The organism is Elioraea sp. Yellowstone (genome assembly GCF_006704265.1).
GTDB lineage: Bacteria > Pseudomonadota > Alphaproteobacteria > Acetobacterales > Acetobacteraceae > Elioraea.
Map to the genome: position 1 here is coordinate 67,299 of NZ_VIKA01000001.1, position 25,427 is coordinate 92,725.

The window sequence follows — 25,427 nt, forward strand, 5'->3', positions numbered from 1 at the left end:
GTCATGATCCGGATCAGCAGGGGTGGGGCGCGCCGCGGCGGGCGTAGAGCCACCAGTTCAACACGACGTTGAGCGCGAAGAACGCGGCCAGGCCGTAGAACACCGCGTTCGGGCTCCGCGTCGCGCCGAAGCTCCAGCCGAACAGTAGCCCGAACAGCAGCGGTCCGTAGGCGGCGATCGCGGCGGTGAAGCCGATCACGCCGCCCGCCTGACGCGGCGGGAACAGCATGGGCATCTGCTTGAAGGTCGAGGCGTTGCCGATGCCCGCGAAGAAGAAGAGACCGAGCATCAGCGCCACGAAGATCGGGAAGTTCGCCATGTCGCGGCTGGTGAAGAAGGTCACCCCGATGGCGCAGGCGGTCATGCCGATGCCTGCGACATGCGTCACGATCGCACCGCCGTACTTGTCGGTCACCGGCCCGGCGAGCACGCGGACCACCGATCCGACCAGCGGACCGTAGAATGCCCAGGCGAGCGGATCAGGCCCGCCGGGCAGGCCGCTGAAGATGGTGCGGATCAGCAGCGGGAAGGTCGCCGAAAGTCCGCTGAACCCGCCGAAGGTCATGATGTAGAGGCTGGTCATCGTCCAGGTGTGCGGCGAGCCGAAGATGTCCAGCTGCTCGCGGAAATTGGCGCGCACCGGCACGCTGCGGAGCATCACCAGCGACAGGATCCCGAACAGGGCGACGAACGGCACGTAGATCGCGGTGGCGTTCTGCAGCCAGATCGGACTGGTTTCGCCATTCGGGCGGGTGAAGGTCAGCGGATCGCCGCCGAGCGTGCCCAGGAGCGCGAAGCCGATGATCCAGGGGGTGACGAACTGCACGACCGACACGCCGAAATTGCCCACACCGGCCTGGATCGCGAGCGCCGTGCCCTGAAGCCGCTTCGGGAAGAACAGGCTGGTCGATGGCATGAAGGAGGAGAAGTTGCCTCCACCCAGCCCGGCGAGAAACGCGAGCAGCATCAGCAGCCAGAACGGCGTGGCGGGGTTCTGCACCGCGAAGAACCAGCCGACCAGCGGGACGAGCAGGCTGAGGGTGGACCAGCCGACGACCGCTCGCGTGCCCCAGATCGGGGTGAGGAACATGTGCACGAGGCGAAGCGAGCCGCCGGCAAGTCCGGGCATGGCGGCAAGCCAGAAGAGCTGGCCCGTCGTCAACTGGAAGCCCACCGCGGGCAGGCGCACCACCAGCGCCGAGACGACGAACCAGGTGATGAAGGCCATGATCAGGCTGGCGGTCGTGAGTGTCAGCGTGCGCCAGGCGAGACGCTTGCCGGTCTCTTCCCAGAACGTCTCGTTCTCCGGCTCCCAGCGGGCGAGCCAGCCGGAGCCGGCCCTCGGCGCGGCGACGTCCTGCGGGATGGCCATGGCGGGCTCCTTGGGGTGCGATGCCATCGGTCAGGCCCTCGCCGGCTCGGCGGCGCGCGGCGGGTGCTGCGCCCGCAGCCGCTCGACCTCCGCCCGCAGCGCCTCAAGCTCAGGCAGGTCCTGCGGCCCGCGCAGCGCGGGGAACTTGCGCCGCTCCATCAGCCGGATCGCGCCGTGCATCCACATCAGGCTGACCGCGACGATCGCGAACAGCAGCATGAAGCAGGAGGTCCATACGCCCACGAGGTCGTTCATCGCCCCGAACATGATCGGCAGGATGAAGCCGCCGAGGCCGCCGATCAGCCCGACCACGCCGCCAACGCTGCCGACGTGGTGGGGGTAGTAGACGGGGATGTGCTTGTAGACCGCCGCCTTGCCCAAGCTCATGAAGAAGCCCAGGGCGAAGGTCAGCACGGTGAACGGGATGAAGCCGATGGCGAGGGTGAACTCGATCGGCCCCTCGATGCCGTAGACCGTGTAGGTGGTCGCCGGATAGCTCAGGAAGAAGGTGCAGATCACCGAGCCGATGAAGGTCCAGTACATCACCGCGCGGGCGCCGTACTTGTCCGACAACGTGCCGCCGAGGATGCGAAAGATCGAGCCGGGCACGGAATAGGCGGCGCCGAGCAGACCGGCGGTGACGATGTCGAGCCCGTAGACGCCGACGTAGTAGCGCGGCAGCCACAGCGCGAGGGCCACGAACCCGCCGAACACGAAGAAGTAGTAGAGGCTGAAGCGCCAGACCTGGAGCTTCTTCAGGGGCTTGAGCATCGCCGAGAGCGGCTCGGGCTTGATGCCCGCGGCACGCCGCGCGGCGAGCTGCGGGTCGTCCTTGGTGGTGAACCAGAACACCGCCGCCGTCACCAGGAGCCCGAGCGCCCAGAGCTGCGCCACCATCTTCCAGCCGAACGCCACCATCACCACAGGGGCGAGGAACTTGGTCACCGCCGCGCCGACATTGCCGGCCCCGAAGATCCCGAGCGCCGTACCCTGCTTCTCCTTCGGGAACCATTTCGACACATACGCGATGCCGACCGCGAAGGAGCCGCCGGCCACACCCACGCCCAGCGCGGCAATGAGGAAAGTGGGGTAGTCGTAGGCGAAGGTGAGCAGGAAAGTTGCGATCGCCGCGGCGACCATCACGCCGACATAGACGATCCGCCCGCCGTACTGGTCGGTCCAGATGCCGAGGATCAGCCGTACGAGGCTGCCGGTCAGGATCGGCGTGCCGACCAGCAGGCCGAACTGGGTGTCGTTCAGGCCGAGGTCGCGTTTGATCTGCACGCCGATGATGGAGAAGATCGTCCAGACCGCGAAACACACCGTGAAGGCGAAGGTGCTCATCCACAGCGCGATCTGGGCGTCGCGTGGCTGCGCCTGGGTGGTCGTCTCGGTCATCGCTCGGCTCCATCGCCCCGGGATCACTCCCATCGCGGGGTCTCGAGCAGGCTGAGGGGATCGGACGGCGCTGCCGTTGCTCTAGGTCAAGGCTCGGCCGGGCGGCGCGGCTTTCTTTCGTGCTGCATCGCACCGCTCAAGTCTGGACTTGACGCTTGTCAAGTGTCTTGATCGATGGCGGGGGAACCATGGCGATCAATCGCACACTGGCCCTGGTGCACGAGACCGAGCTCGCCCGTGCGGTCGGCGAGCGGGTCATGGCGCGGCTGATGAAGGGCAGCGTGGCGCAGCTCCTCCCGCCGCGCGCCGTGCTGTTCGAGGAGGGAACCGAGCCGGAGATGGTGCACCTCGTTCTGTCCGGTCGCGTCGGCCTCGTGGCCTCCGGCGGCACCGACCACGAGGCGGTGATCGAGACTTTCGGCGCGGGCTCGCTGCTCGTCGTGCCGGCCGTGATCCTGTCCCTGCCCTATCTCGTCTCCGGCGTAGTGCTCACGGAGGCGCGCATCATGATGATCCCGGCCGCATCGTTCCGTCGTGCGCTGGACGACGAGCCTGCGCTCGCGCGCGCCGTGGTGGACATGCAGGCCCGGCACTGGCGCCTCCTGATCGAGCAGATCAAGGACCTGAAGCTGCGCGCCGCCCCCCAGCGCCTGGCGCAGTGGCTGCTGCGCGAGCTCGGGGCAGGTCCGGGCACGGTGCTCCAGCTCGGCGAGCCGAAGCGCATCATCGCCCGCCGTCTCGGCATGAGCCCGGAGAGCCTCTCGCGCGCGATTGCGGCGCTGGAGGAGGCTGGCGCGATCCATGTCGAGGGGCGCGCGATCACCGTCGTCGGGCGCCGCGCGCTCGAGATGGCCGCTGGCGGCATGACGAACACCCGAGGCTGAGGCATTCTCCGCCGGCGCGGTCGGGTCGCGGCGCCCAGGGCGGCAGCCGGGGCCGACGCGCGCGACCTCGCTCTCCTCATGATGGAGGCCTGCCGCAGCCTCGGCTTCGCGGCCCGCTTCGTCTCCGGCCATCTCTGCGACGCGGCGATGGTCGATGCCGACCGCCCGATGATCGGCGGCGGCGCGACCCATGCGTGGTGCCAGGTCTGTCTGCCCGCCGCCGGCTGGTGGACCGGCGATCTGGCGGCCTAGCGGGGCATGGAGGTTGGCGTCGAGGCCGAAGCCGGGGCGGCGGTGCCGGCCTGACGCGGGATCAGTAGAGCCGGTCGCGGTAGCCGACCAGCGTGTCGGCCTCGGCTGCGTCGGCGTCGATGCCGCCGAGCTGCTCGGCGATGATCCGCCCGATCGGCGGGATCGTGCCGCGAGGCACATGCCGGTCGGGGTTCCAGAGCTCGCTTCGGATCAGCGCCTTGCCGCAATGGAAGAACACCTCCTCGACCGCGACGACGAGCGCCGAGGATGGCAGCTTGCCCTGGGCAGGCATCTCGGCGAGCAGCGCGGGCTCGGTGCTGATGCGCGCCCGGCCGTTGACGCGCAGCGTCTCGCGCACGCCGGGAACCAGGAACAGCAGGCCGACCCGCGGGTTCTCCACCACGTTCAGCAGCGTATCGACGCGGTTGTTGCCGCGCCGGTCGGGGATCACCAGGGTGGCGTCGTCGAGCACGCGCACGAAGCCCGGAGCGTCGCCGCGCGGGGTCGCATCGCACCAGCCGCGCGCATCCGCCGAGGCGACGACGCAGAACGGCGAGAGCGCGATGTAGCGGCGCGCCCAGGCGTCGAGCCGATCGATGCACTTGGCGGCGGCGAGCCTGCGCACCTCGCCGTAATGGCGGCGCACCTCCCGCGGGGTGGCGAGTCCGGCGGCTGGCCGGCCCACCTCATCATGCGCGCCACGCGGAACGATCTCCATGCGTCTGATCGTCACCGGCCCTGCGCGCAGCAGGTTCATCGCCGAGACGATCATCTCGGCGAGCCGTTCCGGCGTGACGGTCTCGCCCGGGATATCGAGCAGGACGTCCCTCGCCTCGACATGGCCGCCATCGGTCAAGTCGACCCGGGCGTCGAACCTCACCCTGAACCGGCTGGACGGGTCCGGCCGGTAGGGCGGGGCATCGGCCGCAGGCGTCAGGGTGACCGCCAGCATCGCGATCCTCTCAGTGCCCCAGCGCCTGCACGATCTCCTCGGTCATCTTCTTCGCATCCCCGAACAGCATCATGGTGTTCGGACGGAAGAACAGCTCGTTGTCCACGCCCGCATAGCCCGAGCCCATCGAGCGCTTCACGAACAGCACGGTCTTGGCCTTGTCGACCTCGAGGATCGGCATGCCGTAGATCGGGCTTTTCGGGTCGGTCTTGGCCGCGGGGTTCGTCACGTCGTTGGCGCCGATCACGTAGGCGACATCGGCGGTGGCGAACTCGGTGTTGATCTCCTCGAGCTCGAACACCTCGTCATAGGGCACGTTCGCCTCGGCGAGCAGCACGTTCATGTGTCCGGGCATGCGGCCGGCGACGGGGTGGATCGCGTACTTCACCTCGACCCCTTCCTTCTTCAGGAGATCCGCCATCTCGCGCAGCGTGTGCTGCGCCTGCGCCACCGCCATGCCGTAACCCGGCACGATGATCACCTTGGAGGCGTTCTTCATGATGAAGGCGGCATCCTCGGCGGCACCGGCGCGCACGCTGCGCTCGCCGCCGGCCGCCGCGGCCGCGCCCGCGGTCTCGCCGCCGAAGCCGCCGAGCAGCACGTTGACGATGCTGCGGTTCATCCCCTTGCACATGATGTAGGAGAGGATCGCGCCGGCTGCGCCGACCAGGGCGCCCGCGATGATCAGCATGAGGTTGCCGACCGTGAAGCCGATGCCCGCCGCCGCCCAGCCCGAGTAGCTGTTCAGCATCGAGATCACCACCGGCATGTCCGCGCCGCCGATCGGGATGATGATCAGGAAGCCGATCGCGAAGGCGAGGATGGCGAGCAGCCAGAACAGCGCGTGGCTCTCGGTCGCGACGAAGATCACCGTCAGCACCAGGATCACGAGCGCCAGCACCAGGTTCAGGAGGTGCTGCTGCGGGAAGGTGATCGGCGCGCCCGACATGATGCCCTGGAGCTTGGCGAAGGCGATCACCGAGCCCGAGAAGGTGATCGCGCCGATCACGAGCCCGAGGCTCATCTCGATCAAGCTGGCGGTCTTGATCGCGCCCACCGTGCCGATGCCGAAGGATTGCGGCGAGTAGAGTGCGGCGGCTGCGACGAACACGGCCGCCATGCCGACCAGTGAGTGGAAAGCCGCGACGAGCTGCGGCAGCGCCGTCATCTGGATGCGCCGGGCGATGACCGTGCCGATCGCGCCGCCGATCGCGATCGCGATCAGGATCCAGAGATGGCCGCCCATCCCCGGCCGGGCGAGGGTGGCGAGGATCGCGAGCGCCATCCCTGCCATGCCGTAGACCACGCCGGCGCGCGACGTCTCGGGATGGGACAGTCCCCGCAGGGCCAGGATGAAGCAGACGGACGCGACAAGGTAGGCGAGCGTCGTCACGGTGGCACCCATGGCGCTCAGCTTCCCTTCTTGCGGAACATCGACAGCATCCGGTGCGTCACCAGGAAGCCGCCGAAGATGTTCACCGAGGCAAGCAGCACGGCGAGGAAGCCGAACACCCGCGCGACCGTGTCCTCGGCGAGCCCGACCGCGAGCAGGCCGCCCACCACGATCACCGAGGAGATGGCGTTGGTCACGCCCATCAGCGGCGAATGCAGCGCCGGGGTGACGTTCCAGACGACGTAGTAGCCGACGAAGCAGGCGAGCAGGAAGATCGTCAGCAGGAACAGGAAGGGCTCGGCCGCCGCCGCGGCAGGCTGCACCGCGGCCGCTGCCTCGGCCGCAAGCGCCTGGGCGCGCTCGGCGAGCGCGGCGGCCTCGCGGGCGATCTCGCCCGCCCTCTGGGCAATGTCGCTCATGCTGGGGTTCCCTCGGTCACGCCGCCGCGGCCGTCTTGTCGGCGAATTGCGGGTGCACCACCGCGCCGCCGCGGGTCAGTGCCACGCCCTGGACGATCTCGTCCTCGGGCTTCAGGTTCGGCCGCTTCGCCTCCTTGTCCCAGAAGGCGGTGAGGAAGGTGAGAAGGTTGCGCGCATAGAGCGCCGAGGCCGCGACGGGAATGCGCCCGGGCCAGTTGCGCCAGCCGAGGATGCTCACGCCGTTCGGCGTCACCACCCGCTCGCCCGGCTTCGTCAGCGCGCAGTTGCCGCCGGCATCCGCGGCGATGTCGACGATCACGCTGCCGGGTTTCATCGCGGCGACCATCTCGGCCGAGATGATCTTCGGCGCCGTCCGGCCCATGGTCAGCGCGGTACAGATCAGGATGTCCTGCTTCTTCACCGTTTCGGCCATCAGCTCGGCTTGGCGGCGGCGGAACTCCTCGCTCATCTCCTTGGCGTAGCCGCCCGCGGTTTGCGCGGTCCTGGTCTCCTCGGTCTCGACGCCGACGAAGGTGGCGCCGAGCGAGCGGATCTCCTCCTTCGCCGCCGGGCGGACGTCGGTCGCGGAGACGCGCGCGCCGAGTCGCCGCGCCGTGGCGATCGCCTGCAGCCCGGCGACGCCTGCGCCGATGACGAACACGCTCGCCGGCGCGACCGTGCCGGCCGCCGTCATCATCATCGGGAAGGAGCGGCCATACTCCATCGCCGCCTCGATCACCGCGCGATAGCCGGCGAGGTTGGCCTGCGAGGACAGCACGTCCATGCTCTGGGCGCGGGTGATGCGCGGCAGGAGTTCCATCGCGCAGGCGTCGATGCCGCGCTCGGCGTACGCCTTCACCCGGCCCGGGTCCTCCCAGACGTTCAGCGTGCCGACCAGCAGCGCGCCGTGCGGGATGGCGGAGAGCTGATCGACATCGCCCTCGCCGGGGCCGAGCGGGGCGCGGACACAGAACACGATCCCCGCACCGGCGAGGGCGGCGGCCGGGTCGGGGGCGATCTCGGCGCCCGCCGCGGCGAACTCGGCATCGGGTATCGAGGCTCCCTCGCCCGCGCCGGTCTCGACCGCCACGGTCAGCCCGAGCCCGGTCAGCTTCTTCACCGTCTCCGGCGTGACCGCCACCCTGGCCTCGCCCGGCCGGCGTTCCTTCAGCACCGCAAGGCGCATTCCCGACCCCTGTCCTGCTGGCGCGGGGCCAGGGCGGCCCCGCGAGGAAAGCGGATGGGAACCTGCCCGATCGCAACCGGGTCCGGCAAGAGCAGCCGCATACTCGACAAGGGGGCGCGGATGCGAAATACCCCGGGCCGAAGGATGAGGAGGAGCGGGAATGGAGCGGATCGAGCTCGGCGGGCTGAAGGTTGCGAAGGAGCTGGCGGCGTTCGTCGCCGCGGAGGCCACCCCCGGCACCGGCATCGATCCGGCCATGTTCTGGAGCGGGTTCGCGGCCATCCTGCGTGAGCTCGGTCCCCGCAACGCAGCCCTGCTCGCCAAGCGCGACGCGCTCCAGGCGCGGATCGACGCCTGGCACGCGGGGCGACGGGGCCAGCCGCACGATCCGGCGGCCTACGAGGCGTTCCTGCGCGAGATCGGCTATCTCCTGCCGCCGCCGCCGCCGTTCAAGGTGCGCACGGCGCAGGTGGACGACGAGATCGCGCGGATCGCCGGGCCGCAGCTCGTCGTGCCGGTGTCGAACGCCCGCTACGCGCTCAATGCGGCGAACGCGCGCTGGGGCAGCCTCTACGATGCGCTCTACGGCACGGATGCGCTCGCGCCGCCGGACCCGAAGGCCAGGGGCTACGATCCGGCGCGCGGGGCGAAGGTCATCGCCAGGGCGCGCGCGGTGCTCGATCAGGCGGCCCCGCTCGCCCAGGGCAGCCACGCGGACGCGACGGCCTATGCGATCGCGGACGGCGCGCTCGCGGTGACGCTCAGGGACGGGGCGAGGACGGGGCTGCGCGATCCCTCGCAGTGCGTCGGCTACGCGGGCGATGCGGCTGCGCCGTCCTCGGTGCTGCTGCGGCATCACGGGCTGCACATCGAGATCGTGATCGACCGCGGCCACATGATCGGCAGGGACGATCCGGCCGGTGTGGCGGACGTCATGCTCGAGAGCGCGGTGACGACGATCCAGGACTGCGAGGACTCGGTCGCGGCCGTGGACGCCGCCGACAAGGTCGAGGTGTACCGCAACTGGCTCGGGCTGATGACCGGGCGGCTGGTCGCGACGTTCGAGAAGGGGGGACGAAGGGTCGAGCGTCGGCTGAACCCCGACCGGACGTGGACAGCGCCTTCCGGCGGCACCGTGACGCTGCCCGGGCGCAGCCTGATGCTGGTGCGCAATGTCGGCCACCACATGATGACGGACGCGGTGCTGGATGCCGCCGGTGCCGAGATCCCCGAGACCTTCCTCGACTGCGCCGTGACCAGCCTGATCGCGCTGCACGACCTCAAGGGGCTGGGCAGCGTGCGCAACAGCCGCGCGGGCTCGGTCTACATCGTCAAGCCGAAGATGCACGGGCCGGAGGAGGTGGCGCTCGCCGACGCGCTGTTCGCGCGCGTCGAGGACCTGCTCGGGCTCGCCCGCTACACGCTGAAGATGGGGATCATGGACGAGGAGCGGCGCACCACGCTCAACCTCGCTGCTTGCATCGCCGAAGCGCGCGACCGGGTGGTGTTCATCAACACCGGCTTCCTCGATCGCACCGGCGACGAGATCCACACCTCGATCGAGGCGGGCGCGATGATCCGCAAGAACGACATGAAGTCGACGCCCTGGATCGCCGCCTACGAGGACAACAACGTCGATGTCGGGCTCGCCTGCGGGCTGCCGGGCCATGCGCAGATCGGCAAGGGGATGTGGGCGATGCCGGACCGGATGGCGGACATGCTGGCGCAGAAGATCGCCCATCCGCGCGCGGGGGCGAGCACGGCCTGGGTGCCCTCGCCCACGGCGGCGACCCTGCATGCGCTGCACTACCATGAGGTGGACGTGGCCGCCCGCCAGGCGGAGCTCGCGCGAGGCGGGCCGCGTGCGAAGCTCGCCGACCTGCTGACGATCCCTCTGGCGGACCGGCCGAACTGGAACCCCGCCGATCTCCAGGCCGAGCTCGACAACAACTGCCAGGGTATCCTGGGCTACGTGGTGCGCTGGATCGACCAGGGGGTCGGGTGCTCGAAGGTGCCGGACATCAACGATGTCGGGCTGATGGAGGATCGGGCGACCTTGCGCATCTCGAGCCAGCACGTGGCGAACTGGCTGCTGCATGGGGTGGTCAGCGAGGCGCAGGTGCTGGAGACGCTGAAGCGCATGGCCGCGGTGGTCGACCGGCAGAACGAGGGCGATCCGGCGTACCGGCCGATGGCCCCCGGCTTCGACGGCCCGGCCTTCCGCGCCGCGTGCGATCTGGTGTTCAAGGGCCGGATGCAGCCGAACGGCTACACCGAGTTCCTGCTGACGCGGTGGCGCCGGGAGGCGAAGCGGTCGGCATGACCGGCCGGTCCTCCCGCCGCAGCTGGCGGCGGGTCAGGCGGTGCGTCCTCCCTTGCCCGGTCCCGCCCGCTGCGCTACACGCGGCGCCTCTTGGGCGGGCGCCCGCCCGGCGGGCGTGGCGGAACTGGCAGACGCGCCGGATTTAGGTTCCGGTGACGCAAGTCGTGGGGGTTCAAGTCCCTCCGCCCGCACCATCGTTGCGGCCAGCTCGCCGGGCTGGGGGATCGGGATCGGATTGCCATGCAGGTGACGGAAAAGAGCTCGGAGGGACTGAAGCGCGCCTTCGCGGTGGTGCTTCCGGCAGCCGATCTGGCCGCGCGGCGCGAGGCGCGGCTCGCCGAGATCGGGCGCGAGCTCCGCCTGCCCGGGTTCCGCCCCGGCAAGGTTCCGCCGAAGATCGTCGCGCAGCGCTATGGTCAGGCGGTGATGGGCGAGGTGCTCGAGCGCTCGCTGGACGACGCCGCGCGCCGCATCGTGACGGATCGCGGCCTGCGTCCGGCGGCGCAGCCCAAGGTCGAGATCGTCAACTGGTCCGAGGGGGCGGATCTCGAGTTCAACCTCGATGTCGAGCTCCTGCCGGAGATCACGGTTCCCGATCTCGCCGCGATCGAGGTCGAGAAGCTGACCGCGGCACCGTCCGAGGAGGAGGTGACGAAGCGGCTCGAGGAGATCGCGCGGCGCCACCGCAACAGCGAGCCGGTGGAGGAGACGCGTCCGGCGGCCGCGGGCGACCTGCTGGTGGTGGACTTCACGGGGCGGATCGACGGCCGCGCCTTCCGCGGCGGCTCGGCGACCGACATGGAGGTCGAGGTCGCCGGCGCCGGCTTCGTGCCGGGCTTCACCGAGGGGCTGGTCGGGCTTGCGCCCGGCGAGACGCGCGAGGTCAGTGTCACCTTCCCCGAGGGCTACCCGGCCGAGGATCTCGCGGGCAAGACGGCCGTGTTCACCGTGACCGCGAAGGCGCTACGCCGGGCCCTGCCGCCCTCGATCGACGACGCGCTCGCGACCAAGCATGGCTTTGCCGACCTCAACGCCATGCGCGAGGCGATCCGAGGCGCGATCCAGCGCGAATACGACCAGCTCGCGCGGCTCAGGCTGAAGCGCGCGCTGCTCGACCGGCTTGCCGAGCAGGCGGCCTTCCCCGCACCCGAGAGCATGGTCGAGGCCGAGTTCGGCGCGATCTGGCAGCGCATCGAGCAGGACATGAAGGCGGGCCGGCTGGACGAGGCCGACAGGGACAAGGACGAGGCGACGCTGAAGGCCGAGTACCGGGCGATCGCCGAACGGCGGGTGCGGCTCGGCTTGCTCCTCTCCGAGATCGGCCGGGCGAACAACCTGACGGTGTCGCAGGAGGAACTCCGCCGCGCGATCATCGCCGAGGCGCAGCGCTACCCTGGCCAGGAACGCAAGGTGCTGGAATTCTACCAGCAGAACCCGCAGGCGGTGGAGCGGTTCCGCGCCCCGATCTTCGAGGAGAAGGTGATCGACTACGTGCTGGCGCTCGCCAAGGTGAGCGAGAGGCTGGTCAGCCCGGAGGAACTCGCGCGCGATCCCGACGCGGCGTCCTGAGCCCGCGCCGCCCGGCGGGTGAGCCGCCCCGGGGAGGGGGGTGACTGGCGCCGCCGGCCGGGCGGCCTATATTCCTGAGCGGGCGTCGGGCCGGACTCGGCCGGCCCTCCCACCAGAGACGAGGTTCGACGGCGACGATGCGCGAGCGCGATCCTTTTGAGGTCTACGGCAACACGCTGGTGCCGATGGTGATCGAGCAGACCGCGCGCGGGGAGCGGGCGTTCGACATCTACTCGCGCCTGCTCAAGGAGCGGATCATCTTCCTCACCGGGCCGGTATTCGACCAGGTGGCGAGCCTGCTCTGCGCGCAGCTCCTGTTCCTGGAGAGCGAGAACCCGAACAAGGACATCGCCTTCTACATCAACTCCCCCGGCGGGGTGGTGACGGCCGGGCTCGCGATCTACGACACGATGCAGTACATCCGCAGCCCGGTCTCGACGGTCTGCATCGGGCAGGCCGCGTCGATGGGCTCGCTCCTGCTCGCCGCCGGCGCCCCGGGCAAGCGCTATGCCCTGCCGAACAGCCGGATCATGGTGCACCAGCCCTCGGGCGGGGCCCAGGGCCAGGCGACCGACATCGAGATCCAGGCGCGCGAGATCCTGGCGGTGCGCGCGCGTCTGAACCAGATCTATGTCAAGCACACCGGCCAGGACCTGGAGACCGTGGAACGGACGCTGGAGCGCGACCGCTTCATGTCGGGCGAGGAGGCCAAGGCCTTCGGCATCGTCGACCAGGTGGTCGAGAACCGGCCGGCGCCGGAGACGAAGTAGCCGTCCCGGCGGCACGCCGGACCCGCCGCTGCGGCCCGGCGCCGGACAGGCGCCGCCAGGGTTGGTGCTGCCGGCGGGCTGGCGGGGTTGCCGCCATCGCCGGAGGTTCTCCCCCATTTCCCCAGCCTGCTCCGTCTCCCCGCAGGCGGGGGAGGGGCACGAGAAGCCGGCAGGTGCGACGGCCCCGTGCGCGGGCCCCTCTTCCTTGTGTGGCGGGGGGGCGGAGACTAACATCGACGGGCGGAGGGACGCCCCAGAGTCGGGAGCGAGCATGAGCAAGTCGGGCGACTCGAAGAACACCTTGTACTGCTCGTTCTGCGGCAAGTCGCAGCACGAGGTCCGCAAGCTCATCGCGGGACCGACCGTGTTCATCTGCGATGAATGTGTCGAACTCTGCATGGATATCATTCGCGAGGAGCACAAGACGCACCTCGTGAAGACGCGCGACGGCATCCCAACCCCGCGCGAGATCTGCAAGGTTCTGGACGACTACGTGATCGGCCAGGACCATGCCAAGCGTGTGCTGAGCGTGGCGGTCCACAACCATTACAAGAGGCTGGCCCACGGCCAGAAGAACAACGACGTCGAGATCGCCAAGTCGAACATCCTGCTGGTCGGGCCCACCGGGTCCGGCAAGACCCTGCTCGCGCAGACGCTCGCGCGCATCCTCGACGTGCCCTTCACCATGGCGGATGCGACCACGCTGACCGAGGCGGGCTACGTGGGCGAGGATGTCGAGAACATCATCCTGAAGCTGCTCCAGGCCGCCGACTACAACGTCGAGCGGGCGCAGCGCGGCATCGTCTACATCGACGAGGTCGACAAGATCAGCCGCAAGTCCGACAACCCCTCGATCACGCGCGACGTCTCGGGGGAGGGGGTGCAGCAGGCGCTGCTGAAGATCATGGAGGGCACGATCGCCTCCGTCCCGCCCCAGGGCGGGCGCAAGCACCCCCAGCAGGAGTTCCTCCAGGTCGACACGTCGAACATCCTGTTCATCTGCGGCGGCGCCTTCTCGGGGCTGGAGAAGATCATCGCCGCGCGCGGCCGCGGCACCTCGATCGGCTTCGGCGCCGATGTGCGTGCCCCGGACGAGCGCCGCACCGGCGCGCTGCTGCGCGAGGTGGAGCCGGAGGACCTGCTGAAGTTCGGCCTGATCCCGGAGTTCATCGGGCGACTGCCGGTGGTCGCGACGTTGGACGACCTCGACGAGCAGGCGCTGGTCGACATCCTCACCAAGCCGAAGAATGCGCTCGTCAAGCAGTACGCCCGGCTGTTCGAGATGGAGGGGGTCAAGCTGACCTTCACCGAGGACGCCCTGCGCGCGGTCGCGACGCGCGCGATCGCGCGCAAGACCGGCGCGCGCGGCCTGCGCTCGATCATGGAGAGCATCCTGCTCTCCACCATGTTCGACCTGCCCGGGCTCGACGGGGTGGAGGAGACCGTGATCAACCGCGAGGTGGCCGAGGGCAGGGCCAACCCGCTGTTCATCTACGCGGAACGGCGCGGCGAGAGCACGACTGCGTGACCTGACGGCCGCCTGCGCGCCCTGCGCAGCGGCCATCCGCGCCGAGGGGGTGTTCGGGGACCCGGGCGGCCCATATTTCCCCGAGATGGCCGGGGCCCGGCCGGCGAGGCGCAAGGCGCGCCGACCGGGCTGCCTGAGGAGAAAGCCGAAGACGATGACAGACACACCAGGGATGCCCGCGCCGACCGGACCCGTCGCAGCGGATACGCTGCCGGTGCTCCCGCTGCGCGACATCGTCGTGTTCCCGCACATGATCGTCCCGCTCTTCGTCGGGCGCGACAAGTCCGTCCGCGCCCTTGAGGCGGTGATGAAGGACGACAAGCAGATCCTGCTCGTCACGCAGAAGAACGCCGCCCAGGACGATCCGGGGGTCGACGACATCTACCACGTGGGCACGGTCTCGACCGTGCTGCAGCTGCTCAAGCTGCCCGACGGCACGGTGAAGGTGCTGGTCGAGGGCGGCAAGCGCGCCCGCATCGCCGCGTTCAAGGAGACGGAGACCTTCTTCGAGGCCTTCGTCGAGCCGGTCGAGGAGCAGGCGGCCGATGCGCGCGAACTCGAGGCGCTGGCGCGCACCGTGGTCGGCCAGTTCGAGCAGTACATCAAGCTCAACAAGAAGATCCCGCCCGAGGTGCTGGTCTCGATCAACCAGATCGAGGATCCGTCGAAGCTTGCCGATACGGTCGCTTCGCATCTCTCGCTGAAGATCCCCGAGAAGCAGGAACTGCTCGAGACCGCCTCGATCGCCGAGCGGTTGGAGCGCGTCTTCGCGCACATGGAGAGCGAGATCGGCGTCCTTCAGGTCGAGAAGCGCATCCGCAACCGCGTGAAGCGCCAGATGGAGAAGACCCAGCGCGAGTACTATCTGAACGAGCAGCTCAAGGCGATCCAGAAGGAGCTGGGGGAGGGCGAGGAGGGGCGCGACGAGGCCGCCGAGCTCGAGGAGAAGATCAAGAAGACGCGCCTGTCCAAGGAGGCGCGCGAGAAGGCCATGGCGGAACTCAAGAAGCTCCGCACCATGAGCCCGATGAGCGCCGAGGCGACGGTGGTGCGCAACTACCTCGACTGGATGCTCTCGATCCCTTGGAAGAAGAAGACCAAGGTCAAGACGGATCTGGTCGCGGCGGAGAAGATCCTGAACGACGACCACTACGGCCTGGAGAAGGTGAAGGAGCGGATCCTCGAATACCTCGCCGTGCAGGCGAGGAGCCCGAAGATTCGTGGCCCCATCCTCTGTCTGGTCGGTCCGCCGGGTGTCGGCAAGACCTCGCTCGGCAAGTCGATCGCCAAGGCGACGGGGCGCAACTTCGTGCGCATGTCGCTCGGCGGCGTGCGCGACGAGGCCGAGATCCGGGGCCACCGGCGCACCTATATCGGCTCGATGCCGGGCAAGATCATCCAGGGAATGAAGAAGGCGAAGTCCTCGAATCCCCTGTTCCTGCTCGACGAGATCGACAAGCTCGGCGCGGACTGGCGGGGCGATCCGTCCTCGGCCCTGCTCGAGGTGCTCGACCCCGAGCAGAACAGCACCTTCCAGGACCACTACCTGGAGGTGGACTACGATCTCTCGGATGTGATGTTCGTTACCACTGCGAACTCGCTGCGCATGCCGCAGCCGCTGCTCGACCGGATGGAGATCATCCGCATCCCCGGCTACACCGAGGACGAGAAGGTCGAGATCGCCAAGCGCCACCTGATCCCGAAGGTGTCGGAGGCGAACGGACTGAAGCCCGACGAATGGTCGATCTCCGACGACGCGCTCAGGGACCTGATCCGCTACTACACGCGCGAGGCCGGGGTGCGGAACCTCGAGCGCGAGCTCGCCGGGCTCGCGCGGAAAGCCGTGCGCGAGATCGTGCAGAAGAAGCAGGGCAAGGTCGCCTTCACCCGCAAGAACCTCGAGAAGTTCGCCGGCGTGCGCAAGTTCCGCTACGGCGAGGCCGAGCTCGAGGACATGGTGGGTGTCGTCACCGGGCTGGCCTGGACCGAGGTGGGCGGCGAGCTTCTCTCGATCGAGGCCGTGCTGATGCCCGGCAAGGGCAACGTGAAGCACACTGGCAAGCTCGGCGACGTGATGCAGGAGAGCGTCCAGGCGGCGATGAGCTATGTGCGTTCGCGTGCGCTCTCCTTCGGGATCACGCCCCCGACCTTCGAGAAGCGCGACATCCACGTGCACGTGCCGGAGGGTGCGACGCCGAAGGACGGCCCCTCAGCGGGTGTGGCGATGGCGACCGCGATCGTCTCCGCGCTGACCGGCATTCCCGTGCGGCGCGAGATCGCCATGACCGGCGAGATCACCCTGCGCGGCCGCGTGCTGCCGATCGGCGGGCTGAAGGAGAAGCTGCTCGCCGCGCTGCGCGGCGGGCTGACCACGGTGCTGATCCCGAAGGAGAACGAGAAGGATCTCGCCGAGATCCCCGAGAACGTGAAGAAGGGGCTGAAGATCGTCCCGGTCGCCTCGGTCGACGAGGTGATGCGCGAGGCGCTGGTTCGGCTGCCCCAGCCGATCGACTGGGAGGAGCCGGCCGAGCCTGCGGCCGCGAAGCAGGAGACGGTCGCCGAGACGCGACTCGCGCACTGAGCCGGCCCGAGTCGCTGGACCGTTCGACGGGCGGCGCGGCGATGCGCCGCCCGTTTTGCGTCGCCGGCCGCGGAGTCGCGGCTTGGCGTGGCATGCGGACCCGCGGCCGGCGCGCATGAATGCCGAAAAACCGCGGTTTTCTGCGCCTTTCGAGCCGTGTTCGCATTGACGGCGAGGAAATCCGCTGCCTAGAGTGGATCACGGCGCCGGACTCGTGACCCGGTCCTGTGCCCGTCCGTTCCCGTCCCCCCACACGTGCAAGAGGGCAGCACTCGTGAACAAGAACGACCTCGTGGCGCATGTCGCCGACAAGACCGACCTCTCCAAGGCCAAGGCCGCCGAGGTGCTCGATGCGATCTTCGCCGCGATCGAGAGCGCGCTGAAGAAGAAGCAGGAAGTCCGCCTGGTCGGCTTCGGCACCTTCTCGACCAGCAAGCGCAAGGCGGGCAAGGGTCGCAATCCCCGCACGGGCGAGGAGATCAAGATCCCGGCCTCGGTCAGTGTCCGCTTCAAGGCCGGCAAGGGTCTCAAGGACGCGGTGAACTGACCCAGGCGGCGCAGGCTGTCGGCAGGGGGGCCGGTCCGCGGCGACGCGACCGGCCCTCTCGTCATCCGGCCCCTTGTCCGCCGTTCGGCCGCCCGCCTAGAACCTCGTCGGGCGGTTAGCTCAGCGGCAGAGCGCCTGCCTTACACGCAGGATGTCGGCGGTTCGATCCCGTCACCGCCCACCATCGCCGCAGCCACCTCGGCCCGCTTGACTTCACGCCCGGCCGCTCTTAATCCCGGCCCATCGCGCGGGTGTAGCTCAGTCGGTTAGAGCGCCGGCCTGTCACGCCGGAGGTCGCGGGTTCGAGCCCCGTCACTCGCGCCACTGGGCGTCGCGGCGCTGCCGCTGTCACGGTCCGCTTTCCCTCGCGCCAATGTCTGGAAAGCCGCGCCGGGCGCGGCTAATGTCGCAGCGCAGCGAAACCCGGCGGGTGCGGAGCACGCCCGCCGACGAGGACGGGCCACCCGATGGACGCGCTTCTCGCCGAGTATTTCCCGATCCTGGTCTTCATCGGGATCGCCGCCGCCATCGCCGTGGCGATGGTCGGCGCGAGCTTGGTGCTCGCGCGCCAGAACCCCGATCCGGAGAAGCTCTCCGCCTACGAATGCGGCTTCAGCCCCTTCGACGACGCGCGGCGCAAGTTCGACGTGCGCTTCTACCTGGTCGCGATCCTGTTCATCATCTTCGATCTCGAGGTGGCGTTCCTGTTTCCCTGGGCGGTGGCGCTGGCGGAGATCGGCTGGTTCGGCTTCGCCTCGATGATGGCCTTTCTCGGCGTCCTGACGGTCGGGTTCATCTACGAGTGGAAGAAGGGCGCGCTGGAATGGGAGTGAGCCGCGCACGGGAGGTCTTGCGATGAACACCGCGATCGCCTGGAACAGGGAGGCGCTGGCCCGCGGCCCCGCGCAGGATGCGGTGCTGAAGCAGGTCACCGACCACATGGCCGAGAAGGGCTTCGTGGTCGCGCAGCTCGACAGGCTGGTGAACTGGGCCCGCACCGGCAGCCTCTGGCCGATGACCTTCGGGCTCGCCTGCTGCGCGGTCGAGATGATCCACGCCTATATGAGCCGCTACGACCTCGACCGTTTCGGTATCATCCCGCGTGCCTCGCCGCGCCAGTCCGACGTGATGATCGTCGCCGGCACGCTGACCAACAAGATGGCGCCGGCGCTCCGCAAGGTCTACGACCAGATGCCCGAGCCGCGCTGGGTGATCAGCATGGGCAGCTGCGCCAATGGCGGCGGCTACTACCACTACAGCTACAGCGTGGTGCGCGGCTGCGACCGCGTGGTGCCGGTCGATGTCTACGTGCCGGGCTGCCCGCCGACGGCCGAGGCGCTCGTCTACGGCATCATGCAGCTGCAGAAGAAGATCCGCCGCACCGGCACCGTGCTGCGGCGCTGAAGGATCGTCGATCGTGTCTGATCCGCTCGAGGCCCTCGGGGCCCAGATCGCAGCCGCCTGCCCCGATGCCGTGATCGGCAGCGCGGTGACGCATGGCGAGCTTCGTCTCGAGGCGCGTCGCGAGATGCTGCTGCCGCTGATGCGCCGGCTTCGCGACGATCCGCGCTTTGCCTTCGTCCAGCTCATGGATCTCTGCGGGGTGGATTGGCCCGAACGGCCCGAGCGCTTCGACGTCGTCTACAACCTGCTCGCGCCGGTGCCGAACCGGCGCCTGCGCGTCGTCGTCGCCACCGACGAGGCGACGCCGGTGCCGTCGGTGGTGGAGATCTGGCCTGCCGCCGGCTGGTTCGAGCGCGAGGCCTGGGACCTCTTCGGCATCCTGTTCGAGGGCAACCCGGATCTGCGCCGTATCCTCACCGACTACGGCTTCGAGGGGCACCCCCTGCGCAAGGACTTCCCGCTCACGGGGCACGTGGAGGTGCGCTACGACGAGGAGCAGAAGCGCGTCGTCTATGAGCCGGTGCGCCTGACGCAGGAGTTCCGGAACTTCGACTTCCTCTCCCCCTGGGAGGGCATGACGACGCTGCCTGGCGACGAGAAGGTGCACCGTGGCTGACACGCCCGCGGGTGTGGAGATCCGCACCCACACGATGAATTTCGGGCCCCAGCATCCGGCCGCGCACGGCGTGCTGCGGCTGGTGCTCGAGATGGACGGCGAGGTGGTCGAACGCGCCGATCCGCATATCGGTCTGCTCCACCGCGGCACCGAGAAGCTGATCGAGTACAAGACCTACATGCAGGCGGTGCCGTATTTCGACCGGCTCGACTACGTCTCGCCGATGGCGCAGGAGCACGCCTTCGCGCTCGCGACGGAGAAGCTCCTCGGCATCGAGGTGCCGAAGCGGGGCCAGTACATCCGCGTGCTGTTCGCCGAGATCAGCCGCATCCTGAACCACCTTCTGAACCTCACCACCTACGCGATCGATGTCGGCGCGATCACGCCCGCGCTCTGGGGCTTCGAGGAGCGCGAGAAGCTCATGGAGTTCCACGAGGCGGCGTCGGGGGCCCGGCTGCACGCCAACTACTTCCGCCCGGGCGGCGTGGCGAAGGACCTGCCCGCGGGGCTGACCGACCGGATCGCCGAGTGGGCGGCGCGCTTCCCGCAGTTCATCGACGATCTCGAGACGCTCCTGACCGAGAACCGGATCTGGAAGCAGCGCACGGTCGATATCGGCGTGATGCCGCTCGAGGATGCCCTCGCCTGGGGCTGGTCGGGCCCCTGCCTGCGCGCCTCGGGCGCGGCGTGGGATCTGCGCAAGGCGCAGCCCTACGACACCTATGCCGAGCTCGACTTCGACATTCCCGTCGGGCGCAACGGCGATTGCTACGACCGCTACCTCGTCCGCGTCGCCGAGATGCGCGAGAGCCTGAAGATCATCGACCAGTGCCTCACACGCATGCCGGACGGGCCGGTCAAGGTGCAGGACAACAAGATCGTGCCCCCTTCGCGCAGCGAGATGAAGCGCTCGATGGAGGCGCTGATCCACCACTTCAAGCTCTACACCGAGGGCTATCACGTGCCGGCGGGCGAGACCTACACCGTGGTGGAGGCGCCGAAGGGCGAGTTCGGCGTCTATCTCGTGGCGGACGGCACGAACCGGCCGTACCGCTGCAAGATCAGGGCGCCGGGCTTCGCGCATCTGCAGGCGATGGACCGGCTGTCGAAGGGGCACATGCTGGCCGACGCGGTGGCGATCATCGGCTCGCTCGACATCGTCTTCGGGGAGATCGACCGATGAGCGGCCCCGCGCGCTGGAGCCCCGCGCGGCCCTATCCGGGCGGTCCGGAGACCTTCGCCTTCACCCCCGCCTATCGCGAGCAGGCGGAGAAGCACATCAGGAAGTATCCGCCCGGTCGCCAGGCGAGTGCGGTGAAGGCGCTGCTCGACCTCGCGATGCGCCAGATGGAGGAGGAGACCGGCGCACGCTGGCTGCCGCGCGCGGCGATGGAGCACGTGGCTGACATCCTCGAGATGCCGCGCATCCGCGTCTACGAGGTCGCGTCCTTCTACACGATGTTCAAGACGCGGCCCGTCGGCCGCCATCATCTGCAGGTCTGCACGACGACACCGTGCTGGCTGCGCGGCTCCGACGCGGTGCTTGCGGCGTGCCGCAAGGCCGCCGGCAACGTGCCGGACGGGGAGATCTCGGCGGACGGGATGTTCTCGGTCGAGGAGGTCGAGTGCCTGGGCGCCTGCGTCAACGCGCCGGTGCTGTGGGTGGGCGACGGTTTCTACGAGGACCTGGACGGGCCGGCAACGGAACGGATCCTCGAGGCGCTGAGGCGCGGCGAACGCCCACCCTACGGCTCGGCGATCGGCCGCATGGGCTCGGCCCCCGAGGGCGGGCCGACCACGCTGACCGACCTCCCGACGCCGCCCGAGAAGACCCCGGCGGAGTGAGCGCGATGCTTGCGGACAAGGACCGCATCTTCACCAATCTCTACGGCCAGCATGACTGGCGGCTCGCCGGCGCGCGCGCGCGGGGCGACTGGGACGGCACGAAGGAGCTGATCGCCAAGGGGCGCGACTGGATCGTCGAGGCGGTGAAGGATTCGGGCCTGCGCGGCCGCGGCGGCGCGGGCTTCCCGACGGGTCTCAAGTGGTCGTTCATGCCCAAGCAGCAGGGCGAGCGGCCGCACTACCTGGTCGTCAACGCCGACGAGTCCGAGCCGGGCACCTGCAAGGACCGCGACATCATGCGCTTCGATCCGCACAAGCTGATCGAAGGCTGCCTGCTCGCCGGCGTCGGCATGGGCGCGCATGTCGGCTACATCTACATCCGCGGCGAGTTCTACCAGGAGTACAAGCACCTCCAGCACGCGATCGACGAGGCCTACGAGGCCGGGCTGATCGGCAGGAACGCATGCGGGTCGGGGTTCGACTTCGACCTCTACGTCACGCGCGGCGCCGGCGCCTATATCTGCGGCGAGGAGACGGCGCTCATCGAAAGCCTCGAGGGCAAGAAGGGCATGCCGCGGCTGAAGCCGCCGTTTCCCGCGGCCGTCGGCCTCTACGGCTGCCCGACCACGGTGAACAACGTCGAGTCGATCGCGGTGGTGCCGACGATCCTGCGCCGGGGGCCGGCCTGGTTCGCCTCGATCGGAAGGCCGAAGAACACCGGCACCAAGGTGTTCTGCATCTCGGGCCACGTGAACAAGCCGTGCAATGTCGAGGAGGCGCTCGGCATCCCGATGCGCGAACTGATCGAGCGCTACGCCGGCGGCGTGCGCGGCGGCTGGGACAACCTCCTCGCGGTGATCCCGGGCGGCTCCTCGGTGCCGCTCCTGCCGAAGGAGATCTGCGACACGGTGCTGATGGATTTCGACTCGCTGCGCGAGGTGAAGTCCGGCCTCGGCACCGCCGCGGTGATCGTGATGGACAAGTCCACCGACGTGATCGCCGCGATCGCGCGGCTGGCGAAGTTCTACAAGGTCGAGTCCTGCGGGCAGTGCACGCCGTGCCGCGAAGGCACGGGGTGGATGTGGCGCGTGATGGAGCGGATGGTGCGGGGCCGTGCGGAGATCGAGGAGATCGATGTGCTGGAGCAGGTGACGCGCCAGGTCGAGGGCCACACGATCTGCGCGCTCGGCGACGCGGCGGCCTGGCCGATCCAGGGCCTGATCCGACACTTCCGCCCGCTGATGGAGGAGCGCATCCGCGCCGCCAAGGCGGGGCGTGCGCGGCCGATGCCGATGGCGGCGGAGTAGAGCGATGCCCAAGCTCACGATCGACGGCCTCGAGGTCGAGGTCCCGCACGGCGCCACCGTCCTGCAAGCCTGCGAGCTCGCCGGCAAGGAGATCCCGCGCTTCTGCTACCACGAGCGCCTCTCGATCGCCGGCAATTGCCGCATGTGCCTGGTCGAGCTCGAGAAGGCCCCGAAGCCGATCGCCTCCTGTGCCTACCCCGCCGCGGACAACATGGTGATCCGCACCGACTCGCCGATGGTGAAGGCCGCACGGCGCGGCGTGATGGAGTTCCTGCTGATCAACCATCCGCTCGACTGTCCGATCTGCGACCAGGGCGGCGAGTGCGACCTGCAGGACCAGGCCGTGGCCTACGGGTTCGACCGCAGTCGCTACGCCGAGAACAAGCGGGCGGTGCCGGACAAGAACCTGGGTCCGCTCATCAAGACCATCATGACGCGCTGCATCCACTGCACGCGTTGCATCCGCTTCGCCGCCGAAGTGGCCGGCGTGCCAGAGCTCGGCGCGACCGGGCGCGGCGAGGCGATGGAGGTCGGCACCTATGTCGAGCGGGCGCTCTCCTCCGAGCTCTCCGGCAACATGATCGATCTCTGCCCGGTGGGCGCTCTCACCTCGAAGCCCTATGCCTTCGTCGCGCGGCCCTGGGAGCTCAGGAAGACCGACAGCATCGACGTCACCGACGCGCTCGGCTCCTGGATCCGCGTGGACAGCCGCGGGCCGCAGGTGCTGCGGATCCTGCCGCGACTGAACGACGACATCAACGAGGAGTGGATCAGCGACAAGGCGCGCTTCTCCTGCGACGGGCTTGCGCGCCGGCGCATCGACCGGCCTTGGGTGCGGCGCGACGGCAGGCTCGTCGAGACGGGCTGGGCCGAGGCCTTCGATGCGATCGCCGCGCGGCTGAGGGGACTCGCCGGCGAGCGCATCGCCGCGATCGCGGGCGACCAGGCCGATCTCGAGTCGATGGCTGCGGTCAAGGACCTCTTCGCCGCGCTCGGCAGCGCGAATCTCGACTGCCGCCAGGACGGCGCGCGGCTCGATGCCGCGCGGCGCGACTTCTACCTCTTCAACTCGACGATCGCGGGCATCGATCGTGCCGGGGCGGCACTGCTGATCGGCACCAACCCGCGCTGGGAGGCTGCGGTGCTGAACGCGCGGCTGCGCCGGCGCTGGCTTGGCGGGAAGTTCGCGGTCGGGCTGATCGGCGAGGCGCGCGACCTGACCTACCGCTACGACCACCTCGGCACCGACCCGTCCGCGCTGCACGCGCTGCTCGGTGGCGGCGGGTTCGCCGAGATCCTGCGCGCGGCCGAGCGGCCGATGATCATCCTCGGCCAGGGCGCGCTCGCGCGGCCCGACGGCGCGGCCGTGCTTGCCGCCGCCTGGACGCTCGCGCGCAATGTCGGCGCGCTCACCGCCGACTGGCACGGCTTCAACGTGCTGCACACGGCCGCGGCGCGCGTGGGCGGGCTCGACATCGGCTTCCTGCCGGGGCCGGAGGGCCGCGACCTCCACGGCATCCTCGACGGCGCGCGCTCGGGCGAGGTCGAGGTCGTGCTCTCGCTCGGCGCCGACGAGCTCGACCCGGCCGATCTGGGGCGCGCCTTCGTCGTCCACATCGGCACGCATGGGGGCCCGATGGCCGCGCGCGCGGACGTATTGCTGCCGGGCGCGGCCTATACCGAGAAGGACGCGACCTACGTCAGCACCGAAGGCCGCGTGCAGCGGACCGAGCGCGCGGTATTCCCGCCGGGCGAGGGGCGCGAGGACTGGGCGATCATCCGCGCGCTCTCCGAGGTGCTCGGCCGGACGCTGCCCTACGACACGCTTGACGAACTGCGCGCCCGGCTGGCGCGCGAAGAGCGTCTCGCGCATCCCCTCGGCGGCGGCTGCGTCGACCTCGCCGGGCCCTCGGGCGATCCGGCGGCGATGGGCGAGGCGCCCTTCGCCTCGCCGATCCGCGACTTCTGGCGCACCGATCCGATCGGCCGCGCCTCGCCGACCATGGCCGAGTGCAGCGCGCTGTTCGGCCGGCCCCAGGCGATGGCGGCGGAGTGACGACGATGATCGCCGACTTTCTCGCCACGCCGGTCGGACAGTTCGTCTTCATCGTCGCCGCGATCCTCGCGATCATGATCCCGGTGCTGATCGGGGTCGCCTATCTGACCTATGCCGAGCGCAAGGTGCTGGCGGCGATGCAGCTGCGGAAGGGGCCGAACGTGGTCGGGCCTTTCGGCCTGTTCCAGCCCTTCGCGGACGCGATCAAGCTGATGATGAAGGAGACGGTGATCCCGTCGGGATCGAACCGTCTGCTGTTCCTCATGGCGCCGATGCTCACCTTCGGGCTCGCGCTGATCGCCTGGGCGGTGATCCCGTTCGGGCCCGGGCTGGTGCTGGCCGATATCAATGTCGGTGTGCTCTACCTGTTCGCGATCTCGTCGCTCGGTGTCTACGGAATCATCATCGCCGGCTGGGCGTCGAACTCGAAATACGCTTTCCTCGGCGCGCTGCGCTCGGCCGCGCAGATGGTCTCCTACGAGGTCTCGATCGGCTTCGTGATCATCACCGTGCTGCTCTGCGTGGGCAGCCTGAACCTCAGCCGGGTGGTCGAGGCGCAGCGGGACCTCTGGTTCTTAATCCCGCTCTTTCCGATGTTCGTCGTGTTCTTCATCTCGGCACTCGCCGAGACGAATCGCGCGCCGTTCGACCTACCGGAGGGCGAGAGCGAGATCGTCGCCGGGTTCTTCGTCGAGTACTCCTCGATGTCGTTCGCGCTCTTCTTCCTCGGCGAATACGCGAACATGATCCTGATGAGCGCGATGACGACGATCCTGTTCCTGGGAGGCTGGCTGCCGCCCTTCGACGTCGCGCCGCTCAACTGGGTCCCCGGGCCGATCTGGTTCGCGCTCAAGATCGCGCTCTGCCTGTTCGTCTTCCTCTGGGTGCGCGCGACCTTCCCGCGCTACCGCTACGACCAGCTCATGCGGCTCGGCTGGAAGGTGTTCCTGCCGCTCAGCCTGCTCTGGGTGGCGCTGACCTCGGGCGCCTTGATGCTGTTCGGCTGGCTGCCGAGCCCGGCGTGA

General features: G+C 69.2%; 22 protein-coding genes and 3 tRNA genes. 19 read left to right on the top strand and 6 right to left on the bottom strand.

The features are described from left to right. Positions 1–13: 13 nt before the first annotated feature. Positions 14–1,372, bottom strand: coding sequence for a nitrate/nitrite transporter (locus FK498_RS00310; RefSeq protein WP_141850828.1), 1,359 nt, complete (start codon positions 1,370–1,372; stop codon positions 14–16). A 30-nt stretch (positions 1,373–1,402) separates the two neighbouring features. Next, positions 1,403–2,770 carry a nitrate/nitrite transporter gene (locus tag FK498_RS00315; RefSeq protein WP_141850829.1) on the bottom strand — a complete coding sequence of 456 codons (1,368 nt, stop codon included), beginning with the start codon at positions 2,768–2,770 and terminating at the stop codon, positions 1,403–1,405. Positions 2,771–2,958: 188 nt separating this feature from the next. Here FK498_RS00315 and FK498_RS00320 point away from each other — a divergent pair, with 188 nt between their 5' ends. Together FK498_RS00320 and FK498_RS00325 are read left to right on the top strand one after the other, a co-directional pair. Then, positions 2,959–3,654, top strand: a complete 696-nt coding sequence (locus FK498_RS00320; RefSeq protein WP_141850830.1) for a helix-turn-helix domain-containing protein — start codon at positions 2,959–2,961, stop codon at positions 3,652–3,654. Positions 3,655–3,657: 3 nt separating this feature from the next. Further along, the gene (locus FK498_RS00325; protein ID WP_255581432.1) at positions 3,658–3,906 is read left to right on the top strand and encodes a transglutaminase family protein; all 249 of its coding nucleotides are present in this window, start codon (positions 3,658–3,660) and stop codon (positions 3,904–3,906) included. A 61-nt stretch (positions 3,907–3,967) separates the two neighbouring features. Here the strand turns inward: FK498_RS00325 and FK498_RS00330 are convergent, their stop codons facing one another. The 4 genes from FK498_RS00330 to FK498_RS00345 are packed head-to-tail and all read right to left on the bottom strand — an operon-like array spanning position 3,968 to position 7,856. Then, entirely contained in the window at positions 3,968–4,858 is an 891-nt protein-coding gene (locus FK498_RS00330; protein WP_237560783.1) for a pyridoxamine 5'-phosphate oxidase family protein, read from the bottom strand. Positions 4,859–4,868: 10 nt separating this feature from the next. Beyond that, positions 4,869–6,263 carry an NAD(P)(+) transhydrogenase (Re/Si-specific) subunit beta gene (locus tag FK498_RS00335; RefSeq protein WP_141850832.1) on the bottom strand — a complete coding sequence of 465 codons (1,395 nt, stop codon included), beginning with the start codon at positions 6,261–6,263 and terminating at the stop codon, positions 4,869–4,871. Between the two features lie 5 nt (positions 6,264–6,268). Then, entirely contained in the window at positions 6,269–6,670 is a 402-nt protein-coding gene (locus FK498_RS00340; RefSeq protein WP_141850833.1) for a proton-translocating transhydrogenase family protein, read from the bottom strand. Positions 6,671–6,686: 16 nt separating this feature from the next. Further along, complete coding sequence (locus FK498_RS00345) at positions 6,687–7,856, bottom strand: Re/Si-specific NAD(P)(+) transhydrogenase subunit alpha (protein WP_141850834.1); 1,170 nt, start codon at positions 7,854–7,856, stop codon at positions 6,687–6,689. A 160-nt stretch (positions 7,857–8,016) separates the two neighbouring features. Here FK498_RS00345 and FK498_RS00350 point away from each other — a divergent pair, with 160 nt between their 5' ends. The 17 genes from FK498_RS00350 (at position 8,017) to nuoH (ending at position 25,427) form a co-directional block, all read left to right on the top strand. Continuing rightward, positions 8,017–10,179: a malate synthase G gene (locus FK498_RS00350; RefSeq protein ID WP_141850835.1), complete on the top strand. Its 2,163-nt coding sequence runs from the start codon at positions 8,017–8,019 to the stop codon at positions 10,177–10,179. 109 nt (positions 10,180–10,288) lie between these two features. Then, positions 10,289–10,373, top strand: a tRNA-Leu gene (locus FK498_RS00355). A 46-nt stretch (positions 10,374–10,419) separates the two neighbouring features. Next, positions 10,420–11,748, top strand: coding sequence for a trigger factor (tig, locus tag FK498_RS00360; protein ID WP_141850836.1), 1,329 nt, complete (start codon positions 10,420–10,422; stop codon positions 11,746–11,748). A 137-nt stretch (positions 11,749–11,885) separates the two neighbouring features. Next, positions 11,886–12,518: an ATP-dependent Clp endopeptidase proteolytic subunit ClpP gene (gene clpP / locus FK498_RS00365; RefSeq protein WP_141850837.1), complete on the top strand. Its 633-nt coding sequence runs from the start codon at positions 11,886–11,888 to the stop codon at positions 12,516–12,518. A gap of 271 nt (positions 12,519–12,789) precedes the next feature. After that, the gene (clpX, locus tag FK498_RS00370; protein WP_141850838.1) at positions 12,790–14,046 is read left to right on the top strand and encodes an ATP-dependent Clp protease ATP-binding subunit ClpX; all 1,257 of its coding nucleotides are present in this window, start codon (positions 12,790–12,792) and stop codon (positions 14,044–14,046) included. A 154-nt stretch (positions 14,047–14,200) separates the two neighbouring features. Further along, positions 14,201–16,627 carry an endopeptidase La gene (lon, locus tag FK498_RS00375; protein ID WP_237560784.1) on the top strand — a complete coding sequence of 809 codons (2,427 nt, stop codon included), beginning with the start codon at positions 14,201–14,203 and terminating at the stop codon, positions 16,625–16,627. Between the two features lie 274 nt (positions 16,628–16,901). Next, on the top strand, positions 16,902–17,174 hold the full coding sequence (locus FK498_RS00380; protein WP_141850839.1) for an HU family DNA-binding protein: 273 nt from the start codon (positions 16,902–16,904) through the stop codon (positions 17,172–17,174). Positions 17,175–17,283: 109 nt separating this feature from the next. Next, positions 17,284–17,358, top strand: a tRNA-Val gene (locus FK498_RS00385). A gap of 63 nt (positions 17,359–17,421) precedes the next feature. Further along, positions 17,422–17,498, top strand: a tRNA-Asp gene (locus tag FK498_RS00390). Between the two features lie 143 nt (positions 17,499–17,641). Next, positions 17,642–18,007: an NADH-quinone oxidoreductase subunit A gene (locus FK498_RS00395; RefSeq protein ID WP_141850840.1), complete on the top strand. Its 366-nt coding sequence runs from the start codon at positions 17,642–17,644 to the stop codon at positions 18,005–18,007. Positions 18,008–18,029: 22 nt separating this feature from the next. After that, positions 18,030–18,578, top strand: a complete 549-nt coding sequence (locus FK498_RS00400; protein ID WP_141850841.1) for an NADH-quinone oxidoreductase subunit B family protein — start codon at positions 18,030–18,032, stop codon at positions 18,576–18,578. 13 nt (positions 18,579–18,591) lie between these two features. Next, entirely contained in the window at positions 18,592–19,194 is a 603-nt protein-coding gene (locus FK498_RS00405; protein ID WP_141850842.1) for an NADH-quinone oxidoreductase subunit C, read from the top strand. Positions 19,195–19,228: 34 nt separating this feature from the next. After that, the gene (locus tag FK498_RS00410) at positions 19,229–20,377 is read left to right on the top strand and encodes an NADH-quinone oxidoreductase subunit D (protein ID WP_237560785.1); all 1,149 of its coding nucleotides are present in this window, start codon (positions 19,229–19,231) and stop codon (positions 20,375–20,377) included. Then, a complete protein-coding gene (locus FK498_RS00415) occupies positions 20,374–21,039 on the top strand; it encodes an NAD(P)H-dependent oxidoreductase subunit E (RefSeq protein ID WP_141850843.1) in 666 nt (221 codons plus the stop codon). Before FK498_RS00410 ends, FK498_RS00415 begins: the two co-directional genes overlap by 4 nt. A gap of 5 nt (positions 21,040–21,044) precedes the next feature. Next, positions 21,045–22,346 carry an NADH-quinone oxidoreductase subunit NuoF gene (gene nuoF, locus FK498_RS00420; protein WP_141850844.1) on the top strand — a complete coding sequence of 434 codons (1,302 nt, stop codon included), beginning with the start codon at positions 21,045–21,047 and terminating at the stop codon, positions 22,344–22,346. Positions 22,347–22,350: 4 nt separating this feature from the next. After that, a complete protein-coding gene (gene nuoG, locus FK498_RS00425; RefSeq protein WP_141850845.1) occupies positions 22,351–24,402 on the top strand; it encodes an NADH-quinone oxidoreductase subunit NuoG in 2,052 nt (683 codons plus the stop codon). A gap of 5 nt (positions 24,403–24,407) precedes the next feature. Next, positions 24,408–25,427 carry an NADH-quinone oxidoreductase subunit NuoH gene (gene nuoH / locus FK498_RS00430; protein WP_141850846.1) on the top strand — a complete coding sequence of 340 codons (1,020 nt, stop codon included), beginning with the start codon at positions 24,408–24,410 and terminating at the stop codon, positions 25,425–25,427.

Excerpts from the sequence above, each read along its gene's own strand:
- FK498_RS00310 (WP_141850828.1), bottom strand. The coding sequence starts at position 1,372 with ATGGCCATCCCGCAGGACGTCGCCGCGCCGAGGGCCGGCTCCGGCTGG.
- lon (WP_237560784.1), top strand. The coding sequence starts at position 14,201 with ATGACAGACACACCAGGGATGCCCGCGCCGACCGGACCCGTCGCAGCG.
- FK498_RS00395 (WP_141850840.1), top strand. The coding sequence starts at position 17,642 with ATGGACGCGCTTCTCGCCGAGTATTTCCCGATCCTGGTCTTCATCGGG.
- nuoF (WP_141850844.1), top strand. The coding sequence starts at position 21,045 with ATGCTTGCGGACAAGGACCGCATCTTCACCAATCTCTACGGCCAGCAT.
- FK498_RS00415 (WP_141850843.1), top strand. The coding sequence starts at position 20,374 with ATGAGCGGCCCCGCGCGCTGGAGCCCCGCGCGGCCCTATCCGGGCGGT.
- nuoH (WP_141850846.1), top strand. The coding sequence starts at position 24,408 with ATGATCGCCGACTTTCTCGCCACGCCGGTCGGACAGTTCGTCTTCATC.
- FK498_RS00340 (WP_141850833.1), bottom strand. The coding sequence starts at position 6,670 with ATGAGCGACATTGCCCAGAGGGCGGGCGAGATCGCCCGCGAGGCCGCC.
- FK498_RS00335 (WP_141850832.1), bottom strand. The coding sequence starts at position 6,263 with ATGGGTGCCACCGTGACGACGCTCGCCTACCTTGTCGCGTCCGTCTGC.
- FK498_RS00345 (WP_141850834.1), bottom strand. The coding sequence starts at position 7,856 with ATGCGCCTTGCGGTGCTGAAGGAACGCCGGCCGGGCGAGGCCAGGGTG.
- clpP (WP_141850837.1), top strand. The coding sequence starts at position 11,886 with ATGCGCGAGCGCGATCCTTTTGAGGTCTACGGCAACACGCTGGTGCCG.
- FK498_RS00315 (WP_141850829.1), bottom strand. The coding sequence starts at position 2,770 with ATGACCGAGACGACCACCCAGGCGCAGCCACGCGACGCCCAGATCGCG.
- clpX (WP_141850838.1), top strand. The coding sequence starts at position 12,790 with ATGAGCAAGTCGGGCGACTCGAAGAACACCTTGTACTGCTCGTTCTGC.
- FK498_RS00410 (WP_237560785.1), top strand. The coding sequence starts at position 19,229 with ATGAATTTCGGGCCCCAGCATCCGGCCGCGCACGGCGTGCTGCGGCTG.
- FK498_RS00330 (WP_237560783.1), bottom strand. The coding sequence starts at position 4,858 with ATGCTGGCGGTCACCCTGACGCCTGCGGCCGATGCCCCGCCCTACCGG.
- FK498_RS00320 (WP_141850830.1), top strand. The coding sequence starts at position 2,959 with ATGGCGATCAATCGCACACTGGCCCTGGTGCACGAGACCGAGCTCGCC.
- FK498_RS00350 (WP_141850835.1), top strand. The coding sequence starts at position 8,017 with ATGGAGCGGATCGAGCTCGGCGGGCTGAAGGTTGCGAAGGAGCTGGCG.
- FK498_RS00400 (WP_141850841.1), top strand. The coding sequence starts at position 18,030 with ATGAACACCGCGATCGCCTGGAACAGGGAGGCGCTGGCCCGCGGCCCC.
- nuoG (WP_141850845.1), top strand. The coding sequence starts at position 22,351 with ATGCCCAAGCTCACGATCGACGGCCTCGAGGTCGAGGTCCCGCACGGC.
- tig (WP_141850836.1), top strand. The coding sequence starts at position 10,420 with ATGCAGGTGACGGAAAAGAGCTCGGAGGGACTGAAGCGCGCCTTCGCG.